Annotated in this window: 25 protein-coding genes and 1 pseudogene; 9 read left to right on the forward strand and 17 right to left on the reverse strand. The window is 60.9% G+C overall.

The genetic code is table 11. From position 1 onward, the window contains the following. The first annotated feature begins 111 nt into the window (after positions 1-111). The 3 genes from IVA81_RS36710 (at position 112) to IVA81_RS36720 (ending at position 3,032) form a co-directional block, all read left to right on the forward strand. Positions 112-1,182 carry an ROK family protein gene (locus IVA81_RS36710; RefSeq protein WP_247327294.1) on the forward strand — a complete coding sequence of 357 codons (1,071 nt, stop codon included), beginning with the start codon at positions 112-114 and terminating at the stop codon, positions 1,180-1,182. 239 nt (positions 1,183-1,421) lie between these two features. Further along, a complete protein-coding gene (locus tag IVA81_RS36715; protein ID WP_247327296.1) occupies positions 1,422-2,279 on the forward strand; it encodes an SDR family oxidoreductase in 858 nt (285 codons plus the stop codon). 372 nt (positions 2,280-2,651) lie between these two features. After that, positions 2,652-3,032: a PRC-barrel domain-containing protein gene (locus tag IVA81_RS36720; RefSeq protein WP_247327298.1), complete on the forward strand. Its 381-nt coding sequence runs from the start codon at positions 2,652-2,654 to the stop codon at positions 3,030-3,032. Positions 3,033-3,671: 639 nt separating this feature from the next. Here IVA81_RS36720 and IVA81_RS36725 read toward each other — a convergent pair. Together IVA81_RS36725 and IVA81_RS36730 are read right to left on the reverse strand one after the other, a co-directional pair. Continuing rightward, on the reverse strand, positions 3,672-4,052 hold the full coding sequence (locus IVA81_RS36725; RefSeq protein ID WP_247327300.1) for a hypothetical protein: 381 nt from the start codon (positions 4,050-4,052) through the stop codon (positions 3,672-3,674). Positions 4,053-4,106: 54 nt separating this feature from the next. Continuing rightward, positions 4,107-4,328: a hypothetical protein gene (locus IVA81_RS36730; RefSeq protein WP_247327303.1), complete on the reverse strand. Its 222-nt coding sequence runs from the start codon at positions 4,326-4,328 to the stop codon at positions 4,107-4,109. A 23-nt stretch (positions 4,329-4,351) separates the two neighbouring features. Between IVA81_RS36730 and IVA81_RS36735 the strand changes: the two genes are divergently transcribed. After that, on the forward strand, positions 4,352-4,759 hold the full coding sequence (locus tag IVA81_RS36735) for a hypothetical protein (protein WP_247327307.1): 408 nt from the start codon (positions 4,352-4,354) through the stop codon (positions 4,757-4,759). 154 nt (positions 4,760-4,913) lie between these two features. Here IVA81_RS36735 and IVA81_RS36740 read toward each other — a convergent pair whose 3' ends face one another. Then, positions 4,914-5,075, reverse strand: a complete 162-nt coding sequence (locus tag IVA81_RS36740; protein WP_212472953.1) for a DUF2934 domain-containing protein — start codon at positions 5,073-5,075, stop codon at positions 4,914-4,916. A gap of 506 nt (positions 5,076-5,581) precedes the next feature. Here IVA81_RS36740 and IVA81_RS36745 point away from each other — a divergent pair. Both IVA81_RS36745 and IVA81_RS36750 read left to right on the forward strand, forming a co-directional pair. After that, the gene (locus IVA81_RS36745) at positions 5,582-5,884 is read left to right on the forward strand and encodes a plasmid stabilization protein (protein ID WP_247327310.1); all 303 of its coding nucleotides are present in this window, start codon (positions 5,582-5,584) and stop codon (positions 5,882-5,884) included. A gap of 10 nt (positions 5,885-5,894) precedes the next feature. Beyond that, positions 5,895-6,128 (forward strand): hypothetical protein, encoded by a 234-nt coding sequence (locus tag IVA81_RS36750; protein ID WP_247327314.1) that lies wholly within the window; start codon positions 5,895-5,897, stop codon positions 6,126-6,128. 330 nt (positions 6,129-6,458) lie between these two features. On the opposite strand, the gene IVA81_RS36760 is transcribed toward IVA81_RS36750, so the two are convergent. The 6 genes from IVA81_RS36760 to IVA81_RS36785 form a co-directional block, all read right to left on the reverse strand. Beyond that, positions 6,459-6,779 carry a hypothetical protein gene (locus IVA81_RS36760; RefSeq protein WP_247327319.1) on the reverse strand — a complete coding sequence of 107 codons (321 nt, stop codon included), beginning with the start codon at positions 6,777-6,779 and terminating at the stop codon, positions 6,459-6,461. Positions 6,780-6,858: 79 nt separating this feature from the next. After that, complete coding sequence (locus IVA81_RS36765) at positions 6,859-7,350, reverse strand: Hsp20/alpha crystallin family protein (protein ID WP_247327324.1); 492 nt, start codon at positions 7,348-7,350, stop codon at positions 6,859-6,861. An 81-nt stretch (positions 7,351-7,431) separates the two neighbouring features. Next, positions 7,432-7,887 (reverse strand): Hsp20 family protein, encoded by a 456-nt coding sequence (locus IVA81_RS36770; RefSeq protein WP_247327327.1) that lies wholly within the window; start codon positions 7,885-7,887, stop codon positions 7,432-7,434. A 625-nt stretch (positions 7,888-8,512) separates the two neighbouring features. Next, a complete protein-coding gene (locus IVA81_RS36775) occupies positions 8,513-10,720 on the reverse strand; it encodes a xanthine dehydrogenase family protein molybdopterin-binding subunit (RefSeq protein ID WP_247327329.1) in 2,208 nt (735 codons plus the stop codon). A gap of 7 nt (positions 10,721-10,727) precedes the next feature. After that, positions 10,728-11,744 (reverse strand): xanthine dehydrogenase family protein subunit M, encoded by a 1,017-nt coding sequence (locus tag IVA81_RS36780; RefSeq protein ID WP_247327332.1) that lies wholly within the window; start codon positions 11,742-11,744, stop codon positions 10,728-10,730. Next, complete coding sequence (locus tag IVA81_RS36785; protein WP_247327334.1) at positions 11,741-12,232, reverse strand: (2Fe-2S)-binding protein; 492 nt, start codon at positions 12,230-12,232, stop codon at positions 11,741-11,743. Before IVA81_RS36785 ends, IVA81_RS36780 begins: the two co-directional genes overlap by 4 nt. A 426-nt stretch (positions 12,233-12,658) precedes the next feature. Here IVA81_RS36785 and IVA81_RS36790 point away from each other — a divergent pair, with 426 nt between their 5' ends. Together IVA81_RS36790 and IVA81_RS36795 are read left to right on the forward strand one after the other, a co-directional pair. Further along, positions 12,659-12,859: a hypothetical protein gene (locus IVA81_RS36790; protein WP_247327336.1), complete on the forward strand. Its 201-nt coding sequence runs from the start codon at positions 12,659-12,661 to the stop codon at positions 12,857-12,859. Between the two features lie 16 nt (positions 12,860-12,875). Beyond that, the gene (locus IVA81_RS36795; protein ID WP_247327338.1) at positions 12,876-13,328 is read left to right on the forward strand and encodes a hypothetical protein; all 453 of its coding nucleotides are present in this window, start codon (positions 12,876-12,878) and stop codon (positions 13,326-13,328) included. Positions 13,329-13,663: 335 nt separating this feature from the next. Here the strand turns inward: IVA81_RS36795 and IVA81_RS36800 are convergent, their stop codons facing one another. From IVA81_RS36800 to IVA81_RS36830, 7 genes are all read right to left on the reverse strand, one after another. Then, positions 13,664-15,019, reverse strand: coding sequence for an integrase family protein (locus IVA81_RS36800; RefSeq protein WP_247327340.1), 1,356 nt, complete (start codon positions 15,017-15,019; stop codon positions 13,664-13,666). A 500-nt stretch (positions 15,020-15,519) separates the two neighbouring features. Beyond that, positions 15,520-16,722: an MFS transporter gene (locus IVA81_RS36805; protein WP_247327343.1), complete on the reverse strand. Its 1,203-nt coding sequence runs from the start codon at positions 16,720-16,722 to the stop codon at positions 15,520-15,522. Between the two features lie 114 nt (positions 16,723-16,836). Further along, positions 16,837-17,319: a cupin domain-containing protein gene (locus tag IVA81_RS36810; protein WP_247327345.1), complete on the reverse strand. Its 483-nt coding sequence runs from the start codon at positions 17,317-17,319 to the stop codon at positions 16,837-16,839. A gap of 112 nt (positions 17,320-17,431) precedes the next feature. After that, entirely contained in the window at positions 17,432-18,007 is a 576-nt protein-coding gene (locus IVA81_RS40785; RefSeq protein WP_247327347.1) for a hypothetical protein, read from the reverse strand. A 29-nt stretch (positions 18,008-18,036) separates the two neighbouring features. Beyond that, positions 18,037-18,411, reverse strand: coding sequence for an FAD-dependent oxidoreductase (locus IVA81_RS40425; protein WP_346659434.1), 375 nt, complete (start codon positions 18,409-18,411; stop codon positions 18,037-18,039). Then, on the reverse strand, positions 18,369-18,776 hold the full coding sequence (locus IVA81_RS40430) for an FAD-dependent oxidoreductase (RefSeq protein ID WP_253075493.1): 408 nt from the start codon (positions 18,774-18,776) through the stop codon (positions 18,369-18,371). The genes IVA81_RS40425 and IVA81_RS40430 overlap by 43 nt, the downstream gene beginning before the upstream one ends. A gap of 285 nt (positions 18,777-19,061) precedes the next feature. Beyond that, positions 19,062-19,277, reverse strand: coding sequence for a hypothetical protein (locus IVA81_RS36830; RefSeq protein WP_247327349.1), 216 nt, complete (start codon positions 19,275-19,277; stop codon positions 19,062-19,064). A 272-nt stretch (positions 19,278-19,549) separates the two neighbouring features. Between IVA81_RS36830 and IVA81_RS36835 the strand changes: the two genes are divergently transcribed. Continuing rightward, positions 19,550-20,266: a peroxiredoxin-like family protein gene (locus IVA81_RS36835; protein WP_247327351.1), complete on the forward strand. Its 717-nt coding sequence runs from the start codon at positions 19,550-19,552 to the stop codon at positions 20,264-20,266. 377 nt (positions 20,267-20,643) lie between these two features. Here IVA81_RS36835 and nhaA read toward each other — a convergent pair. After that, positions 20,644-21,985 (reverse strand): annotated as a pseudogene (nhaA, locus tag IVA81_RS40790) (Na+/H+ antiporter NhaA). Positions 21,986-22,039 lie beyond the last annotated feature (54 nt).

Consider the following 22,039-nt stretch of genomic DNA (forward strand, 5'->3'; position numbering starts at 1 on the left):
ATGCCCCGAATCCTGCACCCGGCGAGACCGGTCTAGCCAGGCGAGGAACGGGTAACCTCAAGCATCGTTGACGCAAACCGCAGTTTATTGGCGGCTTGTCTAGGGCTCAAGATGGCTGACGAAACGACCACGACCACCGGCATCGCCGCTCACGGCGCCTCCCGCCTCCCGTCAGTGGAGGTCGACAGCTTCAACATTGAACTGAAGGATGAGGATGGATTTCTTGGGGATCGTGCCAGCAAGGGCGCATTTCGGGAAACTCTCGAAAAATGGCGGAAGCCGCTGCGCAAGTCCGGCGAAGACCCGTTCGGCAAGGAGCTTTCCGAAGATATCAGCAAGAAAGAACTCGACGCCATCCTGGCCGGCGACGATACAGACGCTTGGGCAGTCGTGCAGAGCGCGATCGAGGACTACGCACAGGAGCTCGCCCACGTTGCGCGACGCTTCCTCAAGACCAAGGCTTGGGACAAGACCGAGCGCATCGTCGTGGGCGGCGGCCTGAGCAATAGCCGGCTCGGCGAACTCGCCATCGCGCGCGCCGAAATCCTACTGAAGGCCGAGAACTTCAAGATCGAGATGCTACCGATCCATCGCCACCCGGACGACGCAGGTCTGATCGGCGCGCTCCATCTTGCTCCCTCCTGGATATTCGAAGCTCACGATTCCATCCTTGCCGTCGACATCGGAGGCTCGAACATCCGCTGTGGCGTCGTGGAAACGCGTCGGAAAAAGGCGCCGGACCTCAGCAAGGCGTGCGTGTGGAAGTCCGAACTATGGCGTCATGCCGACGACGAACCGAGCCGCGAGGAAGCAGTTAAGCGTCTCGTCAAAATGCTCAAGGACCTGATCACGAAAGCGGAGAACGAAGAATTCAAGCTCGCGCCGTTCATCGGCATCGCGTGTCCTGGCGTCATCGAGAGCGACGGCTCGATCGCCAAGGGCGCGCAGAACCTGCCCGGCAATTGGGAGAGCAGCAAGTTTAACCTGCCAGCGGCTCTGGTCGAAGCCATCCCTCACATCGGAGAACACGACACAGCGATCGTTATGCATAACGACGGCGTGGTGCAGGGCCTGTCAGAGGTGCCGTTCATGCAGGACGTGAAACGTTGGGGCGTGCTGACGATCGGCACGGGCCTCGGAAACGCCCGCTTCACCAACCGCAACGGCAAGGGCGAACGCTGAGCCTAACCCGGTTTTGCTGCAAGCGACACAGCAAGGATATCGGTGAGCGGAGGAACGTCGCGTCCCGCCAGTTGTTTGCTTAATTATCGCGGAGTGGGGACACCTTGTCGGTGTTTTGTTTGCCCGACGACGTGATGCTGGCGCAGAAGATTGCGCTCGAAACTAACGAGAACGCCGGCCCGTCGCGAACGGGTTTCCGCCACAGACGCCGTTTAATCGTTAGTCGTAGGGAGAATGCCATGCTCGATGATCCGCGCCCGCCTTATCCAAACCAACAGCAACCGATGCCCGGTTCGACGTCGGCGATGAAGCCACGTCCGGACCATGGCGAGGAAAGCTACAAGGGATCGGACCGTCTTGCAGGCAAGAAGGCCGTCATTACTGGAGGAGACAGCGGGATCGGGCGAGCGGTGGCAATCGCATATGCCCGCGAGGGAGCCGACGTGCTCATTTCTTATCTTGACGAACATCAAGATGCCGCGGAGGTGAAAGCTCTCGTCGAGAAGGAGGGCCGCAAAGCTGTCTTGTTTCCCGGAGACCTGCGAAAGCCAGATTACTGCCGCGCCGTCATTAAGCGAGCCGTCGATGAGCTAGGCGGGATCGATATCCTCGTCAACAATGCGGCCCATCAGGCCACGTTCAAGAATATCGCGGATATCAGCGATGACGAATGGCAGAGCACGTTCGAGGTCAACATCCATGCGATGTTCTATCTCTCCAAGGCGGCCGTTGTGCATATGAAGTCGGGGTCCGCCATCATTAACACCGCTTCCGTGAACGCGGACATGCCAAACCCCATCCTGCTGGCCTATGCGACCACCAAGGGTGCCATCCAGAACTTCACTGGCGGTCTTGCCCAGATGCTTGCCGAAAAGGGCATACGGGTTAACGCCGTCGCGCCGGGCCCGATCTGGACTCCGCTGATCCCGTCCACCATGCCGTCGGACACGGTCAAGAACTTCGGCAAGCAGGTGCCGATGAAACGAGCCGGGCAGCCGGCTGAGCTCGCAACCGCCTATGTCATGCTGGCCGATCCGCTCTCAAGCTATACGTCCGGTGCGACCCTCGCAGTAACGGGCGGGAAACCCTTCATCTGAGCGCGAGAGCGACGAGACTGAAGCAGTAGCGCCGAGCGCGCATGCCATTGCTATGGTTTGCGGTTGTCGTTCTGAGCCACTGAAATCGGCAATCCTTCCGGATTGGTTCTCTAGCGGCTCACGAGACCCTTTCGCGGCGGCTACCGGACACGAAGTTCTTTGCTCGCCAGAGCCGAAAGCTGCGCAGGCCATGGACACGCGCGGCCGTGATGCAAGGCTTTTCGGCATGAGTCCTCGGAGCTGGAGGTTGTTGGATCCAATGTCGGCGACGATAGATTGATGGTCGGCGCTGCGACATGTTCTCCGAAGTCAGGAACGTCCCGGTAGCGGCCGAGTTAAGCCGACAAAACCTACCTTTGAGGAGACGAAGCCATGGCCCGCGCAACAGCCCATCCGGATCATCAATGCATCTCGAGCGAAGACATTCAGGGAACCGAGGTTTATGGAGCAGATGGAAAGAATATTGGTGAGATTGATCACCTCATTATCGACAAGGCGTCAGGCCGCGTGGCCTATGCCGTGATGAGTTTTGGCGGCTTTGTTGGATTGGGTCACAGCCATTACCCCATTCCTTGGGGCGCTCTGACATATGACACCTCGCGTGGTGGTTTTCGAACCAATATCACCGAGCAACAACTGAGGGACGCGCCTGAGTTCAGCGATGACTCGTGGCAGGATCGAGCCTGGGAAACGCGAACGCACCAGTACTACGGGACGCCGACGTACTGGGAGGCGCGTCCAGGTGGACTGTAACCCTCGGCAGCGCACTTTGGAAACTCCTAATCGTGAGTGCCAGCATTGATCCCGCGTTGGTGTGCGGAGGCCAACGCTAGCCGCGCGGGACCCTGTCAGATGGGCCTTGTGACAAAGCACCGGGACTATGTCGCTGGGCGTTGCAAGCACTGGATCAAGATCAAGAACCGGACGCCATCCGGTAAGGCCATCCGGTAAGGCGAGCGCGAGCTACAGGGGAACATCAAATTCAACCGGCCACAAGCGAGAACATTCATGCAGCGAGAGCCGTGTTCGATCGCGTGTTGTTCGGATTACCGATTGGCTGCGGCCGACAGCTAGCCGTGCATTGCTCGTGATGCTTAGGAAGGGCCATTGCGAATCGAGTGCATCGCACAATGACCGTTTGAAAAAAAGCTCCCATTGTTGGGATAAACATCTTGCACTCGCGCGCCGGAATACGCACTAACTTGTGGTACATTGCATCGCAGTATTAGCGTTGCGCCGGGACGACCAAGTTGTCTGCAAGTGCTCCGCGGCTGATTGCTCAAGCGCTCTTCGAGCTGGCTCTTTCTCCATCCCACTGCGTGTCTAGGACCACTCCAGATTTCGATTGCCGGATCAGGTGTCGGCACGCACCTTCCGGAGCTCGTGCGCGCCTCAGCCAAGAAGCCGGTTTCGCCGGAACATGAAACCGGTCGGAGTGAACCTTCTGGCCACCTCGAGCGCGCGGCTCTCGCAGCTTTCCAGCGCAATCTTCTGGGAGAGCATGACGTCTCCGATCGGCAGCTCGCCCGTCGGCAGGAAACACAGCCCGATCGTCGGACGGTTCTTTTCGTCGATCTCGCAGACGTTCGTCATGGCGCCCGGGTAGATCCTGTATTGCTTGCCCGTGTCGCCGCCGACGACCTCGAAATAACCCTTTGCCGCGAACTGCGCCGACTGCACTGGCGATAGCCACTCTCGCAAGAGCCGCAGCGAACGGCCCTCCGGCGTTCTCTCGGCGCCGTGTCGTATGAGCAGAGCCCTGATGGCTCTCATGCGCGAGCGTTCACCATGGCGAGACGGCTTGAAGCCCAACATGGCACGGACCGATTATCCGCCGACCAGCCGGGGGAAGAACACGGTTTCCTCCGCGTTCGGGTCAAACGACCGGATCTGCGAGGCCTGACCTGGACCCGTTCGGACCGCCGCGGTGAAGCCGGCATTGGTGAGCTCGCAGAACCGCTGCTCCGCCTTCGCGAGCTCTCGTTTGTCGTCCGGGTTGAAAAGGTGACGGCTGTCGCCGGTACGGTCCATCACGATCTGGATTGCCATGATCGTTCTCCTTCGGAATGCTGATGGCCAAGGACCTGATCCAGTATCCGGCCGAAGTCGCGGAGTTTCAAGCGAAGAAGATGTCGTCGCGTTTCATCCGGAACCGAATTGTTCATTCCTTCGTTCAAGCATGGACTTACAGGAGGACCTTAATGGTACGAGCAGGATGGAAACGACCCGGCTCGCCGATCGGCAAGAAGAGCCCGCGCAAGGCAAATCCCTCATACAAGCGTCGTACGCGTGAACCGTGGTCGAGCGCGGATGTGAAAATGCTCAAACAGCTCGCGAAGGGCAACACGCCGACCGGGGTCATGACCGTCAAACTTCAACGTCCCGTGGCAGCTATCCGCAGCAAGGCGCACCGCGAAGGGATTTCGCTGAAGCCCGTGAATCAATCACCATATAAACGGCGCGCGACTAGGCGGCGCTAAGAAACCGACCCGGCGTCTCAATGGCCTCGCAGACGCCGGGCTCCTCATCCAGCCTCGCTTTTCGCCAACGCCGCTTTTCCACGCACCCCCGCGCTAACAGTTACTTGGCATCCGCGCCGGCCAATGCCGAACCAGATTGGTCAATGCCAGTTCACTACAGATTATCGGGCGTGCGCACAGGGGACGATTTGTCCTTATTCCGCAGTTCTTGTTCGGCTAGTTCCCAAAACTCCTTCTCGCGGCCTTCCGGCCGGCCAGCCTTTTCCCAGAGCTGATGGGCGCAGGTTCGAATCTCGTCCTCAGTCGGTTCAGCCATATGCTTTTGCCATTTCGGCCTCCCTGTTGATGCAGCCCAAATACCGGATGCACTTCATTTGTTCCGATGGCTGCGTTTTTGCGACCGACCGCAAGTCCCGGCAAGCCGCGCCCCAGTTCGATCACCGGGCCGGAGCGATTGCGAAAGATTGCTCGGAGTCGCAAGGAAGGCACGGATGAACTCAAAGACGTCCAGAACGACGGCGGTAGCCGCCCAGACAGTACCGAGGCTGGAACAGGAACAATTGGTAAATTCTATCGTTCCTTGCGCGAGGAGGCCCAAAAGGAAAGGAATTCGGAATGACCCGAAAATTGGATGTTGGCGAGACGAGCTAACGATCACGCCCAGGCGTCCTGCCTGTAACCCTGTCAGAACAACACACCAGCACTTCTTGCGCTGGAGGACGACCTTACCAAGGCAGAAGCATCCAAGTTCATTGACGGCCTGCGCAAGAGGGCGGCATCGAATAGGAGCAGGGGGACGCGATACTGTCAAAGGAGGTCGTCATGCCACGCGGAGACAAACGAAGCTACACCGACAAGCAGAAACGACAGGCCGAACACATTGAGGAAGGCTATGAAGCCCGCGGCGTTCCCGACAAGGAAGCTGAACGGCGAGCCTGGGCGACCGTGAACAAAGAGACCCATGGCGGCAAAAAGAGCGGATCCGGCAGAGGCACCGAAGAAGACCCTTCACCGTCGCGGAAGGGCGGCAAGCTTGGCGGAAAAGCGTCCGCGAGCCGACCGGCAGTTGAACGTTCCAAGTCAGCCAAGAAGGCTGCTCAAACTCGCAAACGCCGGGCGGCGTGAAGGAGGCACAATGTCGACATGCGAAACCTGCGGCAATGACTATGACAAGGCCTTTCAACTGGTGATGAACGGCCAGGCGCACACGTTCGACAGCTTTGAGTGCGCGATACATGCCTTGGCGCCAACGTGCAAGCATTGCGGAACGCGCATCGTGGGACACGGCCTGGAAAAGAGCGGCACCTTTTATTGTTGCGACCACTGCGCCCATAAGGAAGGTGTGACCGACCTCCGTGATCGCGTGTAGGAACTCCGCCGGGAGCGGACGCGCCACTCACGCGCGGACCCGTTCTCGCTCAACGCCCTCAGTTACTTCGCGAGCCATCGCAACCGCACCCGACATCTCACCTCGGCCGTTGACGTTCGGGAGAGGTGATCCAGTTGGTCAAGTGCGCGCCAGTCTCGGCTAGACGGGCCTTCCGAAGAAGGCTCTCGCGCTCCGTGCCAGCCGGGAGATGGGCAGCACGTTCTTTGAGTTTAGCGGCCTGTTCGGCCAATCGTTCTTCAAGGGAACGGGTTTGTTTAACTCTGCGGCGCCGCTCTCCCATGGCGTGCTCCTCGAGCTGCTAAAGATGACTCAAAACCGCCCCCCGCAGGCCCAAGGCCGCCGCAATCGCATGGGGAGGCCGCCGGGTCGCGGCGGTTCGTCGTCGCCATCCAGCCGCCGCAGTGCAGCCAGGATGTCGGCCAGCCGAATGGTATGGCCCATTCCGGGAATGTCCCGCAGGGCGGGACAGGATTCCACCGCAAACATGTCGGACGCCCAAGACGACAGGATGATCCGCTTTTCCGGTACGGAGAGCTCATTGTCGTTCAGGACGTCGTCCGGAGACGCATAGTGCGCGGCCGGATGGAAGAGGGGATCGAGATTGCCGGTGATTGTGTTGGCGTTGGTCATCGGTTGCCTCCCTTACGCTCCTTTCTTCGGGATGGGTTCGACTTGGTGCGGGACGGCGGTGTGGCCGCCGTCCGGATTGCTACTGCGTGTTGATCGCGACGCGCTTGACACCCGCACGCGGATTTTCCGACTTCGGCAGCGATACGGTCAGGACGCCGTCCTTGAACGACGCCTCGGCCTTGTCTTCGTCGACGTCCTCGAGCGGGATCCGCCGCTCAAAGGCGCCGTAGGCGCGCTCGGTGAAGTACCTGCCTTCGTCGCTGCGTTCGGCCTTCTTCTCGCCGCGGATCGTCAGGAAGCCACCGGCGATTTCGATCTGGACGTCTTTCTCCGTCATGCCGGGCAGTTCGGCCGAGATCGTCAGCGCCTTGTCGGTCTCGCTGGGCTCGATCTTGGGCCAGCCGAATTGCCCTTCCATCAGCGGCGCCAGGCCCATGCCGCCGAAGCCGCGAAAGACATCGTCGAAGAGGCGGTTCATCTCGCGATGAAGCGCCATGAAGGGGTCGTAGTTGCCGCGCGTCGGAGCAAGCTCCTGATTCCGCGACCGGGGAATGAGATCACGAATTGCCATGATGTTCTCCTTCGTTGCATGCGGCTGGGAGCGCGGCTGCGCTTACGCGCGCCGCGTTCCGCCATCGAATCTTGACTGGCGTCAGGCTGCCTTCCGCTCGATCTGCGACGGAGAAGCACTGCCTGCGATCTGGATCCGGCGGGGCTTCATCGCTTCGGGCACCTCGCGGACGAGGTCGATGATCAGCAATCCGTCGCGGAAAGCGGCCTCTCTCACCTGGACGTAGTCGGCCAAATTGAACACGCGCCTGAAGGGACGTGCGGCGATGCCCTGGTAGAGATACTCGCCGGGCGCCTTCTCAGGTTTCCTGCCTTCGATGGTGAGCGCATTCTGTTCGGCCGTCACGGTGATGTCGTCGGCTCCGAAGCCGGCGATGGCGAGCGAGATCCGGTAGTGGTCCTCGCCGGAGCGTTCGATGTTGTACGGCGGGTAGTGATCTTCGGTAGCCTGGCGCATCGTGCTGTCGACGAGGTCGGCCAGATGGTCGAAGCCGATGGTAGAGCGCCACAGGGGCGCGAAGTCGAAGGTCGTCCTCATAACCAAGTCCTCCATAGAGCAAGATGGGTACGAAGGAGCGCGGGACGGGGGTTCAGACGGGTCCGACGACACCGGCCCGGCGCCCCGCGCCGGACCCGTGAAGGCGCCCGGCACACCGCTCTCGCGGCGAAAAATGACCTAGAAGAACAACAAGCCGATTCAAGAGGGGAAACGAAAAAATTTTTCAACGCCCGGACCGCGCGACGCTGCTTGACGCGTTGCGGTACGAGGCTCCAAGGATTGGCCGGCATCCTCGTGAGGCGGTGCGCTTGACAGCAGGAGCGCTCCGAATAAATTTTCCCCACCGGTGAAACCGTTTCCCGTTTCTCGAAATCGAAAAGGACAAAGACGACCGTCTGAAGCAACGACGATGTTCGATGAAGATCTTGCCCGTATCCGCGCACACCGCAGCAACATCCACCGCTATCGACGCCTGCTGAAGACGAGGCTCTCGGACCTCGAGCCAGTTCATCGAACGGCGTCTCTGCCAGGGCCACAAGCGGCCGTGGCAGCGATGTTGCAGCGGAAGATCCGGCTGATCGACAGCCCATCCCAGAGGACGATGTACTCCTCCGGTGAGGTTTGCTCGCCGATGACGGTCCGGCGCATGGTGAGGTCGGGCGCATCAAGCGAGTAGCTTATCGAGCGTGATCGGGAAGCGGCGGATGCGCTTGCCGGTTGCGTGATAGACGGCGTTCGCGATCGCTGCAGGGACGCCAACGATGCCGATTTCGCCGAGGCCTTTGACGCCAAGCCGGTTGATATGATGGTCTCGCTCGTCGACGAAGATCACATCGATGTCGTGAATGTCGGCATTCGCGGGGATGTGGTACTCGGCGATATTGGCGTTCATGATCCGGCCGAAGCGGTGGTCCATCGCCGTTTCCTCGTGCAGCGCCATCCCGATCCCCCAGACTACGCCGCCCATGATCTGGCTGCGGCCGGTCTTGGTGTTCAGGATCCGTCCGGCGGCGACAGCGCTTACGATCCGCGTGACGCGGATAACGCCGAGTTGCTCGTCGACCCTCACCTCGGCAAACACGGCCGAATGGGTGTTGCGGGCGTGCGACTTGTCCTCCGCGAAGTGATTGAGCTTCTGCTTCTCCAGCCGCTCGAGCTTGCCGTGACGCATGGCATCGGTGATCGAAACCGCGCGGCTCTTCTCGCCATCTTTTGCGATCGTGCCGTCGACCAGGACGACATCGGCTGCATCGACGCCGGCGAGGGGCGAAGAGGGCATCGTACTGGCGAGAAGCGCGAGCTCCCGGCGAATGTCCTCGGCCGCTTCCAGCACCGCATGCGCGCTCGAAGCAGCCATCCAGGAGCCGCCTTCGACGGGAGCTTGCGGCAAGGTTGAGTCGGCAAGCCTCACGTCGATGTTCTCGATTGGTAGCCCAAGTGCATCGGCCGCCACCTGCGCGACGATGGTATAGGTGCCGGTACCGATGTCAGACGCCGCGCAGGATACCTCGGCATGACCATTGGCGGACAGCACGATGCGGACTGCGACCGGCATCTGCAACGCCTCCCAGACGCCTGTCGCCATGCTCCAACCGACCAGCTCCTTGCCATCACGCATCGCGCGTGGCGTGGGATTGCGTCTGTTCCAGCCGAAGGCTTCCGCGCCGCGAGCATAGCATGCGCGCAACTGCTTGCTGGTGTAGGGCAGGTCTTCGCTCTGGTCGCTATCCGAGTAGCACTTCAGGCGCAGTTCGATCGGGTCGAGCTTGAGCGCGACGGCCAGCTCGTCCATGGCGCATTCGAGCGCGCAGACGCCGGAAGCCGCGCCGGGCGCGCGCATGTCGGAGGGCGTTGAAACGTCGAGGCGGACGAGCTTATGGGAATAGCGGCTGTTTGGGCTCTTGTAGAGCTGTTCCGCCCAGCCGGTGTCGTTGCGCGCGAAATCCTCGTAGCACGAGGTGATAGCCGTAGCCTCGTGTGTGACCGCATCTAACGTGCCGTCAGGCTTCGCGCCGAGTCCGAGGTGTTCGATCGTCGCTGGCCGGTGACCGAGCCCGTACATCTGCTGTCGCGTCAGCACGACGCGAACGGACCGCTTCAGAGCCAGGGCGCCAAGCGTTGCCAGCACCACCTGGTATTGCGGCCGCAGGCCGGAGCCGAACGCACCGCCGACATAGGGCGAGAGCACGCGAATGTCATCAGGCTTCTTGCCGAACACGTTGCATAGATATCTGTGGACGTTCTGAACGCCTTGCGTCTTGTCGTAGACTGTGAGCCGGCCGTTGCCGTCCCAGACGACCGTGGTGGCATAGAGCTCCATCGGATTGTGATGCTCGGTCGGAATGAAGTAGTCTGCCTCGTGCCGCACGGCCGATGCTGCAAGCGCGCCTGCGGCGTCACCGCGCGGCTTGTGCGGCTGCTTCACCTCGGCGGCCTTCCCGCGCTCAGCTTCGAGGTCGGTCGCAAAGGCTTGCTCTTCCTGATATCCGACACGCACCAGCGTCGCGGCGAACTTTGCGGTTTCCCAATCCTCTGCCACGACCAGAGCGATCGGCTGGCCGTTGAACTTGACGCCGTCGTCGTAGAGCGGCCGGAATGGAGATCCCTCTTCCGGGGCCACTTCGTCCTTCCAGGCTTCGTCCTTGCCAGCGAGCGGCGGGCGATGCGCATGCGTGAGCACGTCGAGCACCCCCTTCACCTTGAGCGCCTGGCTGGTGTCGAGGCGAGCGATGCGCCCGCGCGGAATGGTAGCCTCAACGACGAAACCATGGAGGAGCCGGTCAGCCGCGAATTCGCCGGCGTATTTGGCAGCCCCGGTGACCTTGGCCCGGCCGTCGACCCGGGACGTTGATGTTCCGACATAGGCGTTCATCGGTCCCTCACGCGATCTTCTTGTGGGCCTGCGATTGCGGTGTGGCGCTTGCGGCCTGCGTCAACGTCCGGACGATGGCGCGGCGCGCGAGCTCGATTTTGAAGCCATTATGCGCATGGGCTCTTGCCCCCTGCAGCAGGAGGTCCGCAGCGCGAGAGAAATGTTCCAGCGTTGCCGCATGGCCGCGCAATGCCGTTTCGGCCTCAAGGCTGCGCCAGGGTTTGTGGGCCACGCCGCCGAGCGCGACACGCGCCTCTCTGATCGCGTTGCCGTCCAGTTCGAGCGCAGCCGCGACCGAGACCAGGGCGAAGGCATAGGACAGCCGGTCGCGGATCTTCAGGTAGCTGTAGTTGCGGCCAAAGCCGCGCGGCGGCAGTTCGATCGCCGTGATGATCTCGCCGACCTCGAGATTGGTATCGACATGCGGCGTGTCGCCAGGGAGCCGATGGAAATCGGTCAGCGCCATAGTGCGTTCGCCGGATGGACCTGCGATGTGCACGAGCGCGCCGAGCGCGGCCAACGCCACGCTCATGTCCGACGGATTGGTGGCGATGCAGGAGACGCTTGTGCCGAGGATCGCATGGTTGCGGTTTAGGCCGTCGATCGCCGAGCAGCCGCTGCCGGGAGCTCGCTTGTTGCAGGGCGTCGCCGTGTCATAGAAGTAGGCGCAACGCGTTCTCTGCATCAGATTGCCGCCGACGGAGGCCATGTTGCGCAGTTGTGCCGAGGCGCCGGCCAGGATGGCGCTGGCGAGCAACGGGTAGCGCTGCTCGATCAGCGGATGGTAGGCAAGGTCCGAGTTCGGCACCAAGGCGCCGATGCGCAGGCCACCGTCGGGTGTCTCCTCGATCTTGCGGAGCGGCAGGCGCGAAACGTCGATCAGCCGGGACGGCACTTCGACATTCTCCTTCATCAGGTCGATCAGGTTCGTGCCGCCGGCGATGAGCTTGGCGCCGGGATGGGCGGTGAGCAGGAGGATCGCATCGGCGACGTCGCTGGCGCGGGAATATTGGAAATTGATCATGGCCGCCCCATTGCCTGCTGGATGGCAGCGATGATGTTCGGATAGGCACCGCAGCGGCAGAGATTGCCGCTCATCAGCTCCCGGATCTCGTCAGAATCTTTGGCGCGGCCTTCGGCCAGGAGTCCGGTCGCGGAACAAATCTGTCCGGGCGTGCAATAGCCGCACTGGAAGGCGTCGTGATCGATGAAGGCCTGTTGCAGGGGATGCAGCGCGCCATCCCGGGCAAGTCCCTCGATTGTCGTGATCTCCGCGCCGTCCTTCATGACGGCGAGCGTCAGGCAGGAATTGACCCGTCGGCCGTCGACCAGAACGGTGCAGGCGCCGCATTGGCCGTGATCACAACCTTTCTTGGTCCCAGTCAGCGCGAGATGTTCGCGCAGAGCGTCGAGGAGTGTGGTCCAGGGCACGAGGTCAAGCGTGCGCCTGTTACCATTGACGATAAGGTTGATCGGAATGCGGTCGGGAATTTGATTTGCGGCATCGGCCATGTCTCTTCCCCTGAGATGGAGGCCCAGCCGAGTGGTTGCATATGCTGACGCGGGTGCGCGTCGTCTCCGCTGGCCAATAGCGCCCAACGGACGGCCAGCCGCTTGGTTCCATGCCGGGAATCCCTTCCAATGACGCCGCCAGCGCTTCGCCCCGCCGAAAACCCCGACGGCAAACGTGGGGTGGCTGCTTGGGCAACCATGATACCCGCAGGTCGAGCATCGAGCCGCCCGCAACCACCGAGGGCTTTGATAGCAACCAGCCGATGTGACTTCGGCAGGTGCATTGTCGGCAGCAACAGAAGCCCTTGCGAAGAGCGGGCGCGGATGTAAAATCTCGGCAGTTTCTTTGAATTGTTAGCATTCGTGAATTCGCGAGCGTTGGACGCTCTCTAAAACTTTAAGATTGTTCTTCGCTGGGGGTCTCTTATGTTCGACTCCGTTACCACCGCGCTTTTACGTGCGGTTCTTGATGAGGTCTGTGAAAGCGTTTCGCGAGACCAGACCGGCACCCGCACCCACGTGGCCTCAAAGATTTTGGAGGCTGCCACGAGAGGCGACACCTCACCGGATGACTTGAGGCAGGTTGGCCGCAAAGCCCTCTCCGAAGCGCCGACAATGTGGCGGTAGTCGTGGAGGGGTCGGGGTGAATCTCCAGGTCACTGTCCTGAAGATCCTAGTGAGCTATCCCGATGGCTTCGCTCTCATGGCGGAGCTCAAACGTGATATGGCGATATTGGCAACGAGCGGGCCGGAATGGACAGAGCGCACCAAACGGCTGGCATCGCGCATGCCTAACTTGGACATTTTTTCCCAAGGGCTCATTGAGCGAACAGGCGGTGGCTGGCGAATAACTGACAACGGACGCGCCGCGCTTGAACTCATGGAAGCGCGGCCGGCCGCTGCAGATCCGACGGTCGGAGAACGCTTGGTCGGCCGCTCCAAACCCGCAACGCCTTCGTTGTCGCTACCGCTTGAGAGGGGGCGGTGTCGGAGCGGACACCGTCAGCGTCGACGCGCCGCCGGGGAGGAGTACTGTCGAACGCTTCCTAAGGGAGGCGATGTCGAAGGTGCGATAGGTTCGTCTCGTCAGCGATGAAGAACAGCGTAAGCTGGCACGTCGCTCCGTCTGCTTTCTTCTGCCGGAGTTAAGCCGAGGGCGATCTTAGTCATGGCTCAGTTAAACAGATGTTCGTCGACGAAATGCGCGGCGCCTTCCTTTGGCTGCCCCCACGTTTGTGGCGACGAGCGACGAACTTGATGCTCATCCAGGATGTGACCCTGAGAACGCATATTTCGAAGTCTTCGTCCCAGCGCTGATGCGCTTAGTATTCGTCTCCTTGGTTGCAGTTAACTCAAATTGGTCCATGATGGATTGGATCGATCCATGAGCCTGCATAAAGGAGCGGAATTTTCCACGCCTCAGATCCTTGTTCAATTTGAGCAATCGGCCTGGGGTACATCTTGCTTTCGATCGGAAGCGATCCATTGAGTTGCTCGTCGGTTACCACCTCTTCCAAGCCAATCGTGAAGCGAAATCTCTTGGGTCATCGATGCTCCCAACGCAGCAAATACGGCGCTGCTGATTGCCTGCTGCTGGCTACGTAGGTGGTCTTCGAGAAGCTTGTGCCGCGTAATGTAGCCTCCGTTTACACCCGGAATGGCATGGTTCATCAAGAGCTTGGCGTCGATCTCCGAGACACCCGCTGCCGTTGCGATCGTACGGAAGGTTTGACGGAGGTCGTTTCCCCACTTCGATAGCATCTCACGGTCCTCTTTCGTTTCCGCCAAATGGCCTGACGTGCTATCGGCCGGAAAAACCCACTCTCGTGCTTGCACAGGGTACATCTGTCTACCGCACCGGATTGCGCGGATGAGGCAAAGGATCATCTGACGCGACAAGAGAATGTCGAAGGCTTTCTTCTTTCCGCCCTTTGGTTTGGGAATATGTAGCGCGCGTCGCCGAAAATCGATGTGTTCCGGCTTGGCTTCCTGGAGCGCGGTAGGCCGAGAACCGCAAAGGAGAGTGAAGAGGTGGAACTCTCTACGGACGGGGTTGTCGATGGCAGCGAGCTGCGCAAACCAACCTTTAAGATCGGCTGATCCCATCCCGGTGTTGCGGCGCTCCTCCACATTCCAGTCGACCGCATCGGCCGGATTATCTGACGGCAACGACCTGTTCGTCTTCCGAGCATGATTGTAGATGGCCCGCAGGGTGCGCATGCTGCCATTGGCCATGTACGGCCCATTCTCGTTTGTGACTTCATCGTGTTTCTTGGCCACACGAGCTGGATCGGTTGCGAGCTCATGGAGGGTGGTGTCGAGCCATTCTGCAAAGATTCGTTCGACGTGGTCGCGGTAGCCCTCGACGGTCTTTTCGCTGCGGTTCTTCCGGATTAGATGCGCCTCGAGGTACCGCTCCCAGGCCTGCCTGAGAGTGATGCTCGCGGTTGTGCCGCCACTTTCCATCGCCGGAGTCGGGCTCGTCTCTTCGGCTGGCTTGTTCTCCTTCGGATGCCGTCCCCGGCTGATCTGCGCCAAGTATTCCTTGGCAGTGGCGCGGGCGGCTCGGGTCGACATCTCACTAGCATCGCCAATGGAAACCCTAATGGATGAAGCCCGCTTGCCGCCCCGCCTGAGGTCACCTTGGACGGTAAACGTTCTTCGCCGCTTTCCAATGACCACGAAAAAGCCCTTCAATTCGGTATCACGCGCTAGGTACCAGCCTTCCTTCGGAGCGGGTAATTGAGCGATTGTCTTGTCGGTGAGAGAAATTCGAATATCGGTCATGACGAGAGTCCACGGCCGCCAAAACGGTTTTCAAACGGTGTTGGCGGATTGAGCAGTTGGAAGGTTTGGGTTCGACGGAGCGCGAAATTATGCGAGAAGAGCCTATAAACAAAGGGCTTCTGAATGCATGTCGTAGCGCGGCGTGTATTTGGAAACTGCAGAGAAGGGATGGTGTTGAACTCTTAATCAGCGGGTCCCAGGTTCGAGCCCTGGTGCGCCCACCAGATCAATGCCTTAGCGAGAAATACCGTTTGAGCAGCTGATTTTTCAAACGGTCTTCCCTATTTCCCTTGACGGCGCGAAGAGGCGTCCGACGGCGGATGCGCCGACATCAGACGTCGGAAACGGAGAACGTCATCGAGCAATCGAGGGATTCGCTGAAAACTATTGCGGCACTGAGTGCTGACTATTTTCTCGCCGATCAGGAAGTGCGATCCCGGAGCAAAATGCGACATCGCGGATGGCAAGCCTCGGCCAAAGCGGACTCGGCGAAATAATCGTTAGCTTCTTAGTGACGAAGTCAGCAGCGCCGCCGACACAAGCGAAACTGCGACGCCAATGACGCACGCGGTCCATCCAAAATGATCAAATAGCTGGCCAAGAACTTCAGTGCCGACAAGGCCGCCGAAAAAGTAGCATGCCAGATAGGTGCCGCTGGCAACGCCCCGGTTCTCCGTCGCGGCGTGCCCGACAAAGGTGGTTGCAGCGGCTTGCGCAAGAAAGGTGCCTACTCCGACGAGGACCATGCCTGTTAGCACCTCGGGCAGATGTGAGCTAAGCATCAGGGGAAGACCGAGCGCGGCAAAACCCAGCGCACTCCAGATCGTTGGCCGGGTACCGACGCGCGTTGCGACGGTACCGGCCAGCAAAGTCGTGACGATCGATGGCGCGAACACGAAGTAAACAAAGCCGATCTCCATCATGCCGAGCGACAGTGGCGGCCGCACCAGTACAAAGTTCACGAAAGTGAACGTGCCTATGAACGCAAACAGGATGCAGAAGCCGAGAGCATACGCCGCACGTAGCTGCGGATTCCGCCAATGCGCTATGATCGCGGTAAGCGGGGATTCCGTGATCATTGTTGCATGCATCGGCTGGACGCGCCTGATCGTGAAATAGACCAGGACCGCACCAGTCAGATTGAGTACGGCAAAGAAATAGAAGTTCCAGGACAGCCCGAGATTATCGGCAAGTGCCGCCGAAATCAGCCGGCCGACCAGATTGCTCGCGACATTGCCCGTGATGTAGGCGGCAAAAGCGCCGCCGGCGTCCATCGCGCTGCATTGCTCTCCGAGGTAGGCGAGCGTTAGCGCAAAGGCCGAGGCCATGCATAAGCCCTGAGCGACGCGCAGAACCGTGAAGACGGTAAGGTTGGGGGCGACCGCGAGCAGGCTTGTGGGGATCGCGAGCAAGGTGAGGCTGATCAGGATGCCCAACCGCCGGTCGATCCGTGGACTGAAAAAGCCGACGACGAGGCTCGCCGTCGCCATGCCGAAGGTGCTGGCATTCACGGCAAAGCCCATTGCCGCTGGGGTGACGCCGTAGTGGCGGGTCAGCGACGGCAGGATCGCTTGAGTGGCGAACAGGTCGACCACGGTCAGGAAGGCGGTCAAGCCGATGACGAATGAACGGAGCTGGACGCCTGGAGAATGTCCATGCATCTCCATTGCTGCCGGTCTTATATGTGTGGTCAGGTCGGTCATGACATGACGTCTCCTGCATAGAAGGGAGGATGTGACGCCCGGCGCGGGGCTGGCACGGGGATTCCGGGTCATCACATCCGGTAACGAGTGCGGCTGGGGGGCCGGAGGCGCTCGTTACATATTGTGGTCGTGCGGGTCCTTGCGGACGTCGCCGACATAGAGAATGACGGCCTCCTTGCCGAGGTTCTTCCACCAGTGCGAGGTGCCGAACACCTCGGGCCGGAGATCACCCGCCTTGTGCACGATCGGGTCGATGCAGTTGGAGGCATATTCGACGATCTCGCCCTGCTGCACGTAGATCAGCGCCGGGCGATCGTCATGGCTGTGCCAGGGCACGATGCCGCCGGGTTCGATGGTCAATTTGCGGAAGCGCAGCTCGCGGTCCTTGATATTGGCAGGCTGTTTCTCGAGGTTGATCGAGCCGAGCGTGACGTCGGTGACGCCGACCGGCTTATAGTCGACCATCTGCCGCGCATTCGGCTTCATCTTGTCGGCCGGGCATTCGCCGGCGGACGCGGGTTGCGCGATGAGAGTGACGGCGCCGGCCAGAGCGAGGGCAGGCCCGATCGCGCGCAAGAGTTTGGTGTTCGTGGTCATCTATGTGTCTCCTCTGTTGGCCGCGACCTCCGGTCACCGGCTATGGCCTCAGCATCGTCGAAATGGCGTGCGTGATGAAATGCCCTCTCGCTCTTGAGACGATAGCGTGTCGCTATGCGCGTCCGAGCATGTGCTTGATGTCGGCCGAAAACGTCGGATAGATGTAGACGTGGTCTCGGATCTCGCCGGCCGCAATTCCGAATTTGATTGCAAGCCCGAAGATGTTAATTAGCTCCTGGCCGCCGTGTCCGACGAAATGCGCACCGAGGATACAGTCCGAGACGCGGTCCACGATCACCTTCGACCAGGCCACGGTCTCGGCATAGGAGCGGGCTGAGAACCAGTCGCGCATGTCGTTGACATGAACGTCGATGGTGGCGCCGGTTCGCCGTGCCGCGATCTCAGTCAGGCCGACGGCGGCGAGCGCCGGTACGGTGTAGACCGGCGTCGCCATGCCCTCATAGTCGGGCATGTATTTCGCCCCGGCGACGATGTTGCGTCCGACGATGTCGCCTTCATAGGTCGCGATCGGCGACAGTTGCGGCGAGATCGGGACAGCGTCACCGCAGACATAAACCCGGGGGGTTGGATGTCGAGCGCAGGTACTGATCGACGCGACACGTCCATTGGCATGCGTGACGCGACCGGCGGCGAGATCGAGATTGTCAATATTCACCGTTGACGACACGATCGGCCATCGCGGCCTGTTCGACGCCGTCATGGGTGAAGATCACGCGAAACTGTTCGCCTGCGGGCTCGATGCGTCGGACGCTGACACCGGTACTGATCTTGATCCCTGCGCTCGCTCTCGGTCTGCAAGCGGGCGACCGCGTCGGTGTCCATGGCGGGCAGGAGTTGCGGAAGTACATCGAGAATGGTTACGTCCGCGCCGGCCCGCGCATAGACGTGGCTGAATTCCAACGAAATCACGCCACCGCCGACGAAAATGACGGAGGCAGGCAGATCAAGGTCGCGTAGCATATCGTCCGAGGTGATCAGGTGCTCGGCCCCGGGAATCGGCAACGGCCGCGGCTTTGATCCCGTTGCGATCACGATGTGACGGGCTTCCAGCAGACGGTCGCCGACGCGGATGGTATCGGGCGCGACGAAGGTGCCAAAACCTTGATCACCTCGACCTCACGGCGCGCCATGGCGCGGGCGAGATTGGCAGGAATGTCCTTGATCAGATCCTTCTCGCGGTCGATCAGGGCGGCCCAGTTGAGCCGGGGCTTGCCGACCGCGATGTGGTGGACCGCGGCGCGCTCGATGTCGTGCAGGGCCTGCCCTGCGGCGACCAGGACCTTTTTCGGCGTGCAACCCCGGTTGGGGCAGGTGCCGCCGAGATCGGACGCTTCGATCATCGCGACGGACTGACCGGCACGTCGGACCGCGCCGGTCACGCCGATGCCGGCGTTGCCGCCGCCCAGGATCACCACGTCGAATGTCTCGCGCGCCATCGGGGCAGCCGTTATTTGCTGGTGATGGTGGACGTGATCGATCTGACGACCGTCGTTGCCATCTTGAACTGCGCTTCACGGCTCGTGATGTTGTGGCGCTTTGCGATCCAGTCAAAATCGGTCCACACCGCCCAGATCTCGCCATGTCCTGCGTCAGCAGCAGGCGCACCGGCCAGTCGAGCCCGGCATTGGATTGGCGGTGATGAACGGCGTGCCCAGCGGCGGATTGCCGAAAATGAGGAGGGTCGAAGGCCGCAGCTTGATGCCGGCGTCCGCGGCAAGCTTTCACTGGTCGACCTCGATGAAGAATTTGATGCCCTTGGCGGCGATGGCGGCCTTGATGCGGCTGATCGCCTCCGGCATCGGGACGGCGCTTTTCACGCGAATGACGCCATCATCGCTGTCGGCGCGGGCCACCGTGGCGGCCGCCGGTAGCAGGAGGAACAGCAGCGCCAGCAAGGTGGCGAAATGGGAGAGACGCAAGGCGATTTGGCGGTTCATGACCAGCTCCTGTCGGTTGCAGCTTGAACTGTCTTCAGGATGGACGCCGCACCGAAAGAGGTGAAATGCGAACTGGCTCTCGACGCGATAGCCTCTTGCTATCGGGCGGCGATAGGCGACAGCTATCGAACCGATTGGGGATCGGCATTTCCGCTTCCGGGGGATCCGGCGTTCGATGGTAGGGCGCCCAACTGGCGGGCGTTCACGGTTGTCCTTGCAGGGTGGCCCGAACGCAAAATAATGTCCCTCTCATCATGGTGCCGGAGCGGAAGATGACGTTGTTGACCCCAGCCGATGCCGAACGGCTCAAATCAGCCTTTCAGCGCTGCCGCGACATGGAGGGCACGCTGAACGAGCAGCTCCGTGCCTATGCGGATGCCGGCCGCGAGATTTTTCCTGCCTATGGTGATGCGGTCGACCGCCTGGTGGAGCGGCTGAGCCAGAACGGTGGGGGCGAGAATGCGCCGCGTCCGGGCGAGGCGATGCCGCCCTTTGTGCTGCCCGACGATCGGGGACGGCTCGTTGCACTGCCGTCGCTGCTCGCGCGCGGCCCGGTCGCGGTGATGTTCTTTCGCGGGCACTGGTGTCCCTACTGCCGGTTGAACGTCCGTGCGGTGATCCAGGCGCAGGACCGGATCAATGCGATGGGCGCGCAGATCGTCGCGATCATGCCGGAGATGCAGGAATACACCGAGAGATTCAAGGCCGATTCCGGCGCGCCGTTCCCGGTGTTGACCGATCTCGACAACGGCTATGCGCTGTCTCTCAACCTGGCGATCTGGCTCGGCACCGAGATCCAGCGGCTGTTGTCCTACCAGGACATGGCAAAGTTCCACGGCAACGACGGCTGGATGCTGCCTATCCCCGCCGTATTCGTCATCGGCCGAGACGGTCTCGTCAAGGCCCGCTTCGTCGACCCTGATTTTCGCAAGCGCATGGAGATCGACGACCTCCTAGATGCGCTGGAACTAGCGACCAGGGAGCACTGACGTTCAGCCCCCGTGCCGATAAATCCGCGTGCTTGGGTCCGGCACGCCCGACGTCCGCTTCTACGCGTTGCGGCGCATTAGCAGATGCCCTCCCGGAAGGCACCATTGCCGACAAAACGACAGCGAGTAGACAGTCATATCTCCCCGCTTCGGGTCGAAACAAGCCGAATGGAGGCAGGGCCTTCCGTTGGTGCTAACATATTTTTGCGCGGCCGAAATGAGAGTTTCTACGGCGGTTTGATTGTATGAGGGATGCTTCGGATTCAGGTGTAAGCCAGTTTCGACGATCATCACCTGGGTAATCCCGGAGGGTAGAATCTCAACGGCGAACGACACGAAGGATACGTGCGGAGCTTTGAAAGGCATTTGAGCCGCTTTCACCGACGTCGAATGTAGACCGCGCCCCAGCCAAGGCCGAGTGTGGCGGCGACAAGCGAACCGAAGAGTACGCCCAGTTTCGCCGCCCTCAATAATCCCTGATCGGAGAAGGCGAGCATCGAGATGAAGATCGACATGGTAAAGCCGATCCCAGCCAGCAGGCCGACCAGACAGACGCCACCCCACGAAACGTCAGGAGCAAGGCGGCACCACCCCAATCGTACCGCGATCCAAGTCGCGCCGACGACGCCAAAGCGGTTTCCCAGCGACCAAGGCAAGCGCAGTGCCCATCATCACCAGATGGCCCCAGCGGAGAGATCAGCGCCCGTTAGGCTGACGCCGGCATTCGCCAGCGCGAAGATCGGCATGACGCCGTAAGCCACCCACGGATGCATTGCCATCTGCACCCGCGACACCGGCGGCAATATCTCGCGGTGAGCTACGCGAAGGTCTCGCAGCGGTTGCTCCAACAGGTGCGGATCCCTTGCGTTCACCGCATCGCTGCTTCGCAACTGCTTGAGCACTCGCGACACGACTTCCAGCGGCGCCTCCTGCATTGGCATGGCGCGTGCCGGAGTTATCAGCCCGAGCACCACACCTGCAAGGGTTGGATTGGATCCCGGCTATCATGAGCCCAATCCAAACCAAAGAACTGGGCAGCACGTAAAAGGGCGCAGAGCCGATCCCAATCCGCTGACATCCCAAAACCGCGAGAACGCCAATTGACGCGATGATGAAACCGCCAAGCTGAAGACTGGCAGTGTAGAAGAGGGCAATGATCACGACCGCAATGATGTCGTCAATGATCGCCAGAGCGAGCAGGAAGACCCGCACATTGACCGGGATCGTTCGTCCAAGCAGCGCGAGCACCCCAACGGCAAAGGCGATGTCTGTCGCGGTTGGCACGGCCCAGCCCTGCCCTCTACCCGGATCGCTGTTGAGGCTCAGATAGATGAGCGCCGGGACGAAGACGCCACCAGTCGCCGCGACCAGCGGCAAAATGGCTTGGTCGACTTTGCTCAGTGCGCCTTCATGAACCTCGCGCCGAATCTCCATGCCCACGACGAGGAAGAAGACTGTCATCAGCGCGTCGTTGACCCAGAAATGCAGCGACCGGGAAATGACGTGTTCCCCGACACCGATTGTGAGCGGAAGATTCCAAAAGGCGTGATAGCTGTCGGCGAACGGAGAATTGGCCCAGATCAATGCAGCGGCGGCGGCGACGACAAGCGCGGCGCCGCTGACGGCCTCGACATACAGGAACCGATGAAGTGTGCTGAGGGCCTGCTCGGCCAGCCGCTGGGCTCTCGGCAGATCGTTAAATGAAGGGCTGTCGTTCATGGGGCGCACGCTTTCCGCGTGGCGGCCCGACCAACGCTTGACCTGTCGCTACTC

This window comes from Bradyrhizobium sp. 141 (assembly GCF_023074055.1).
GTDB lineage: Bacteria > Pseudomonadota > Alphaproteobacteria > Rhizobiales > Xanthobacteraceae > Bradyrhizobium.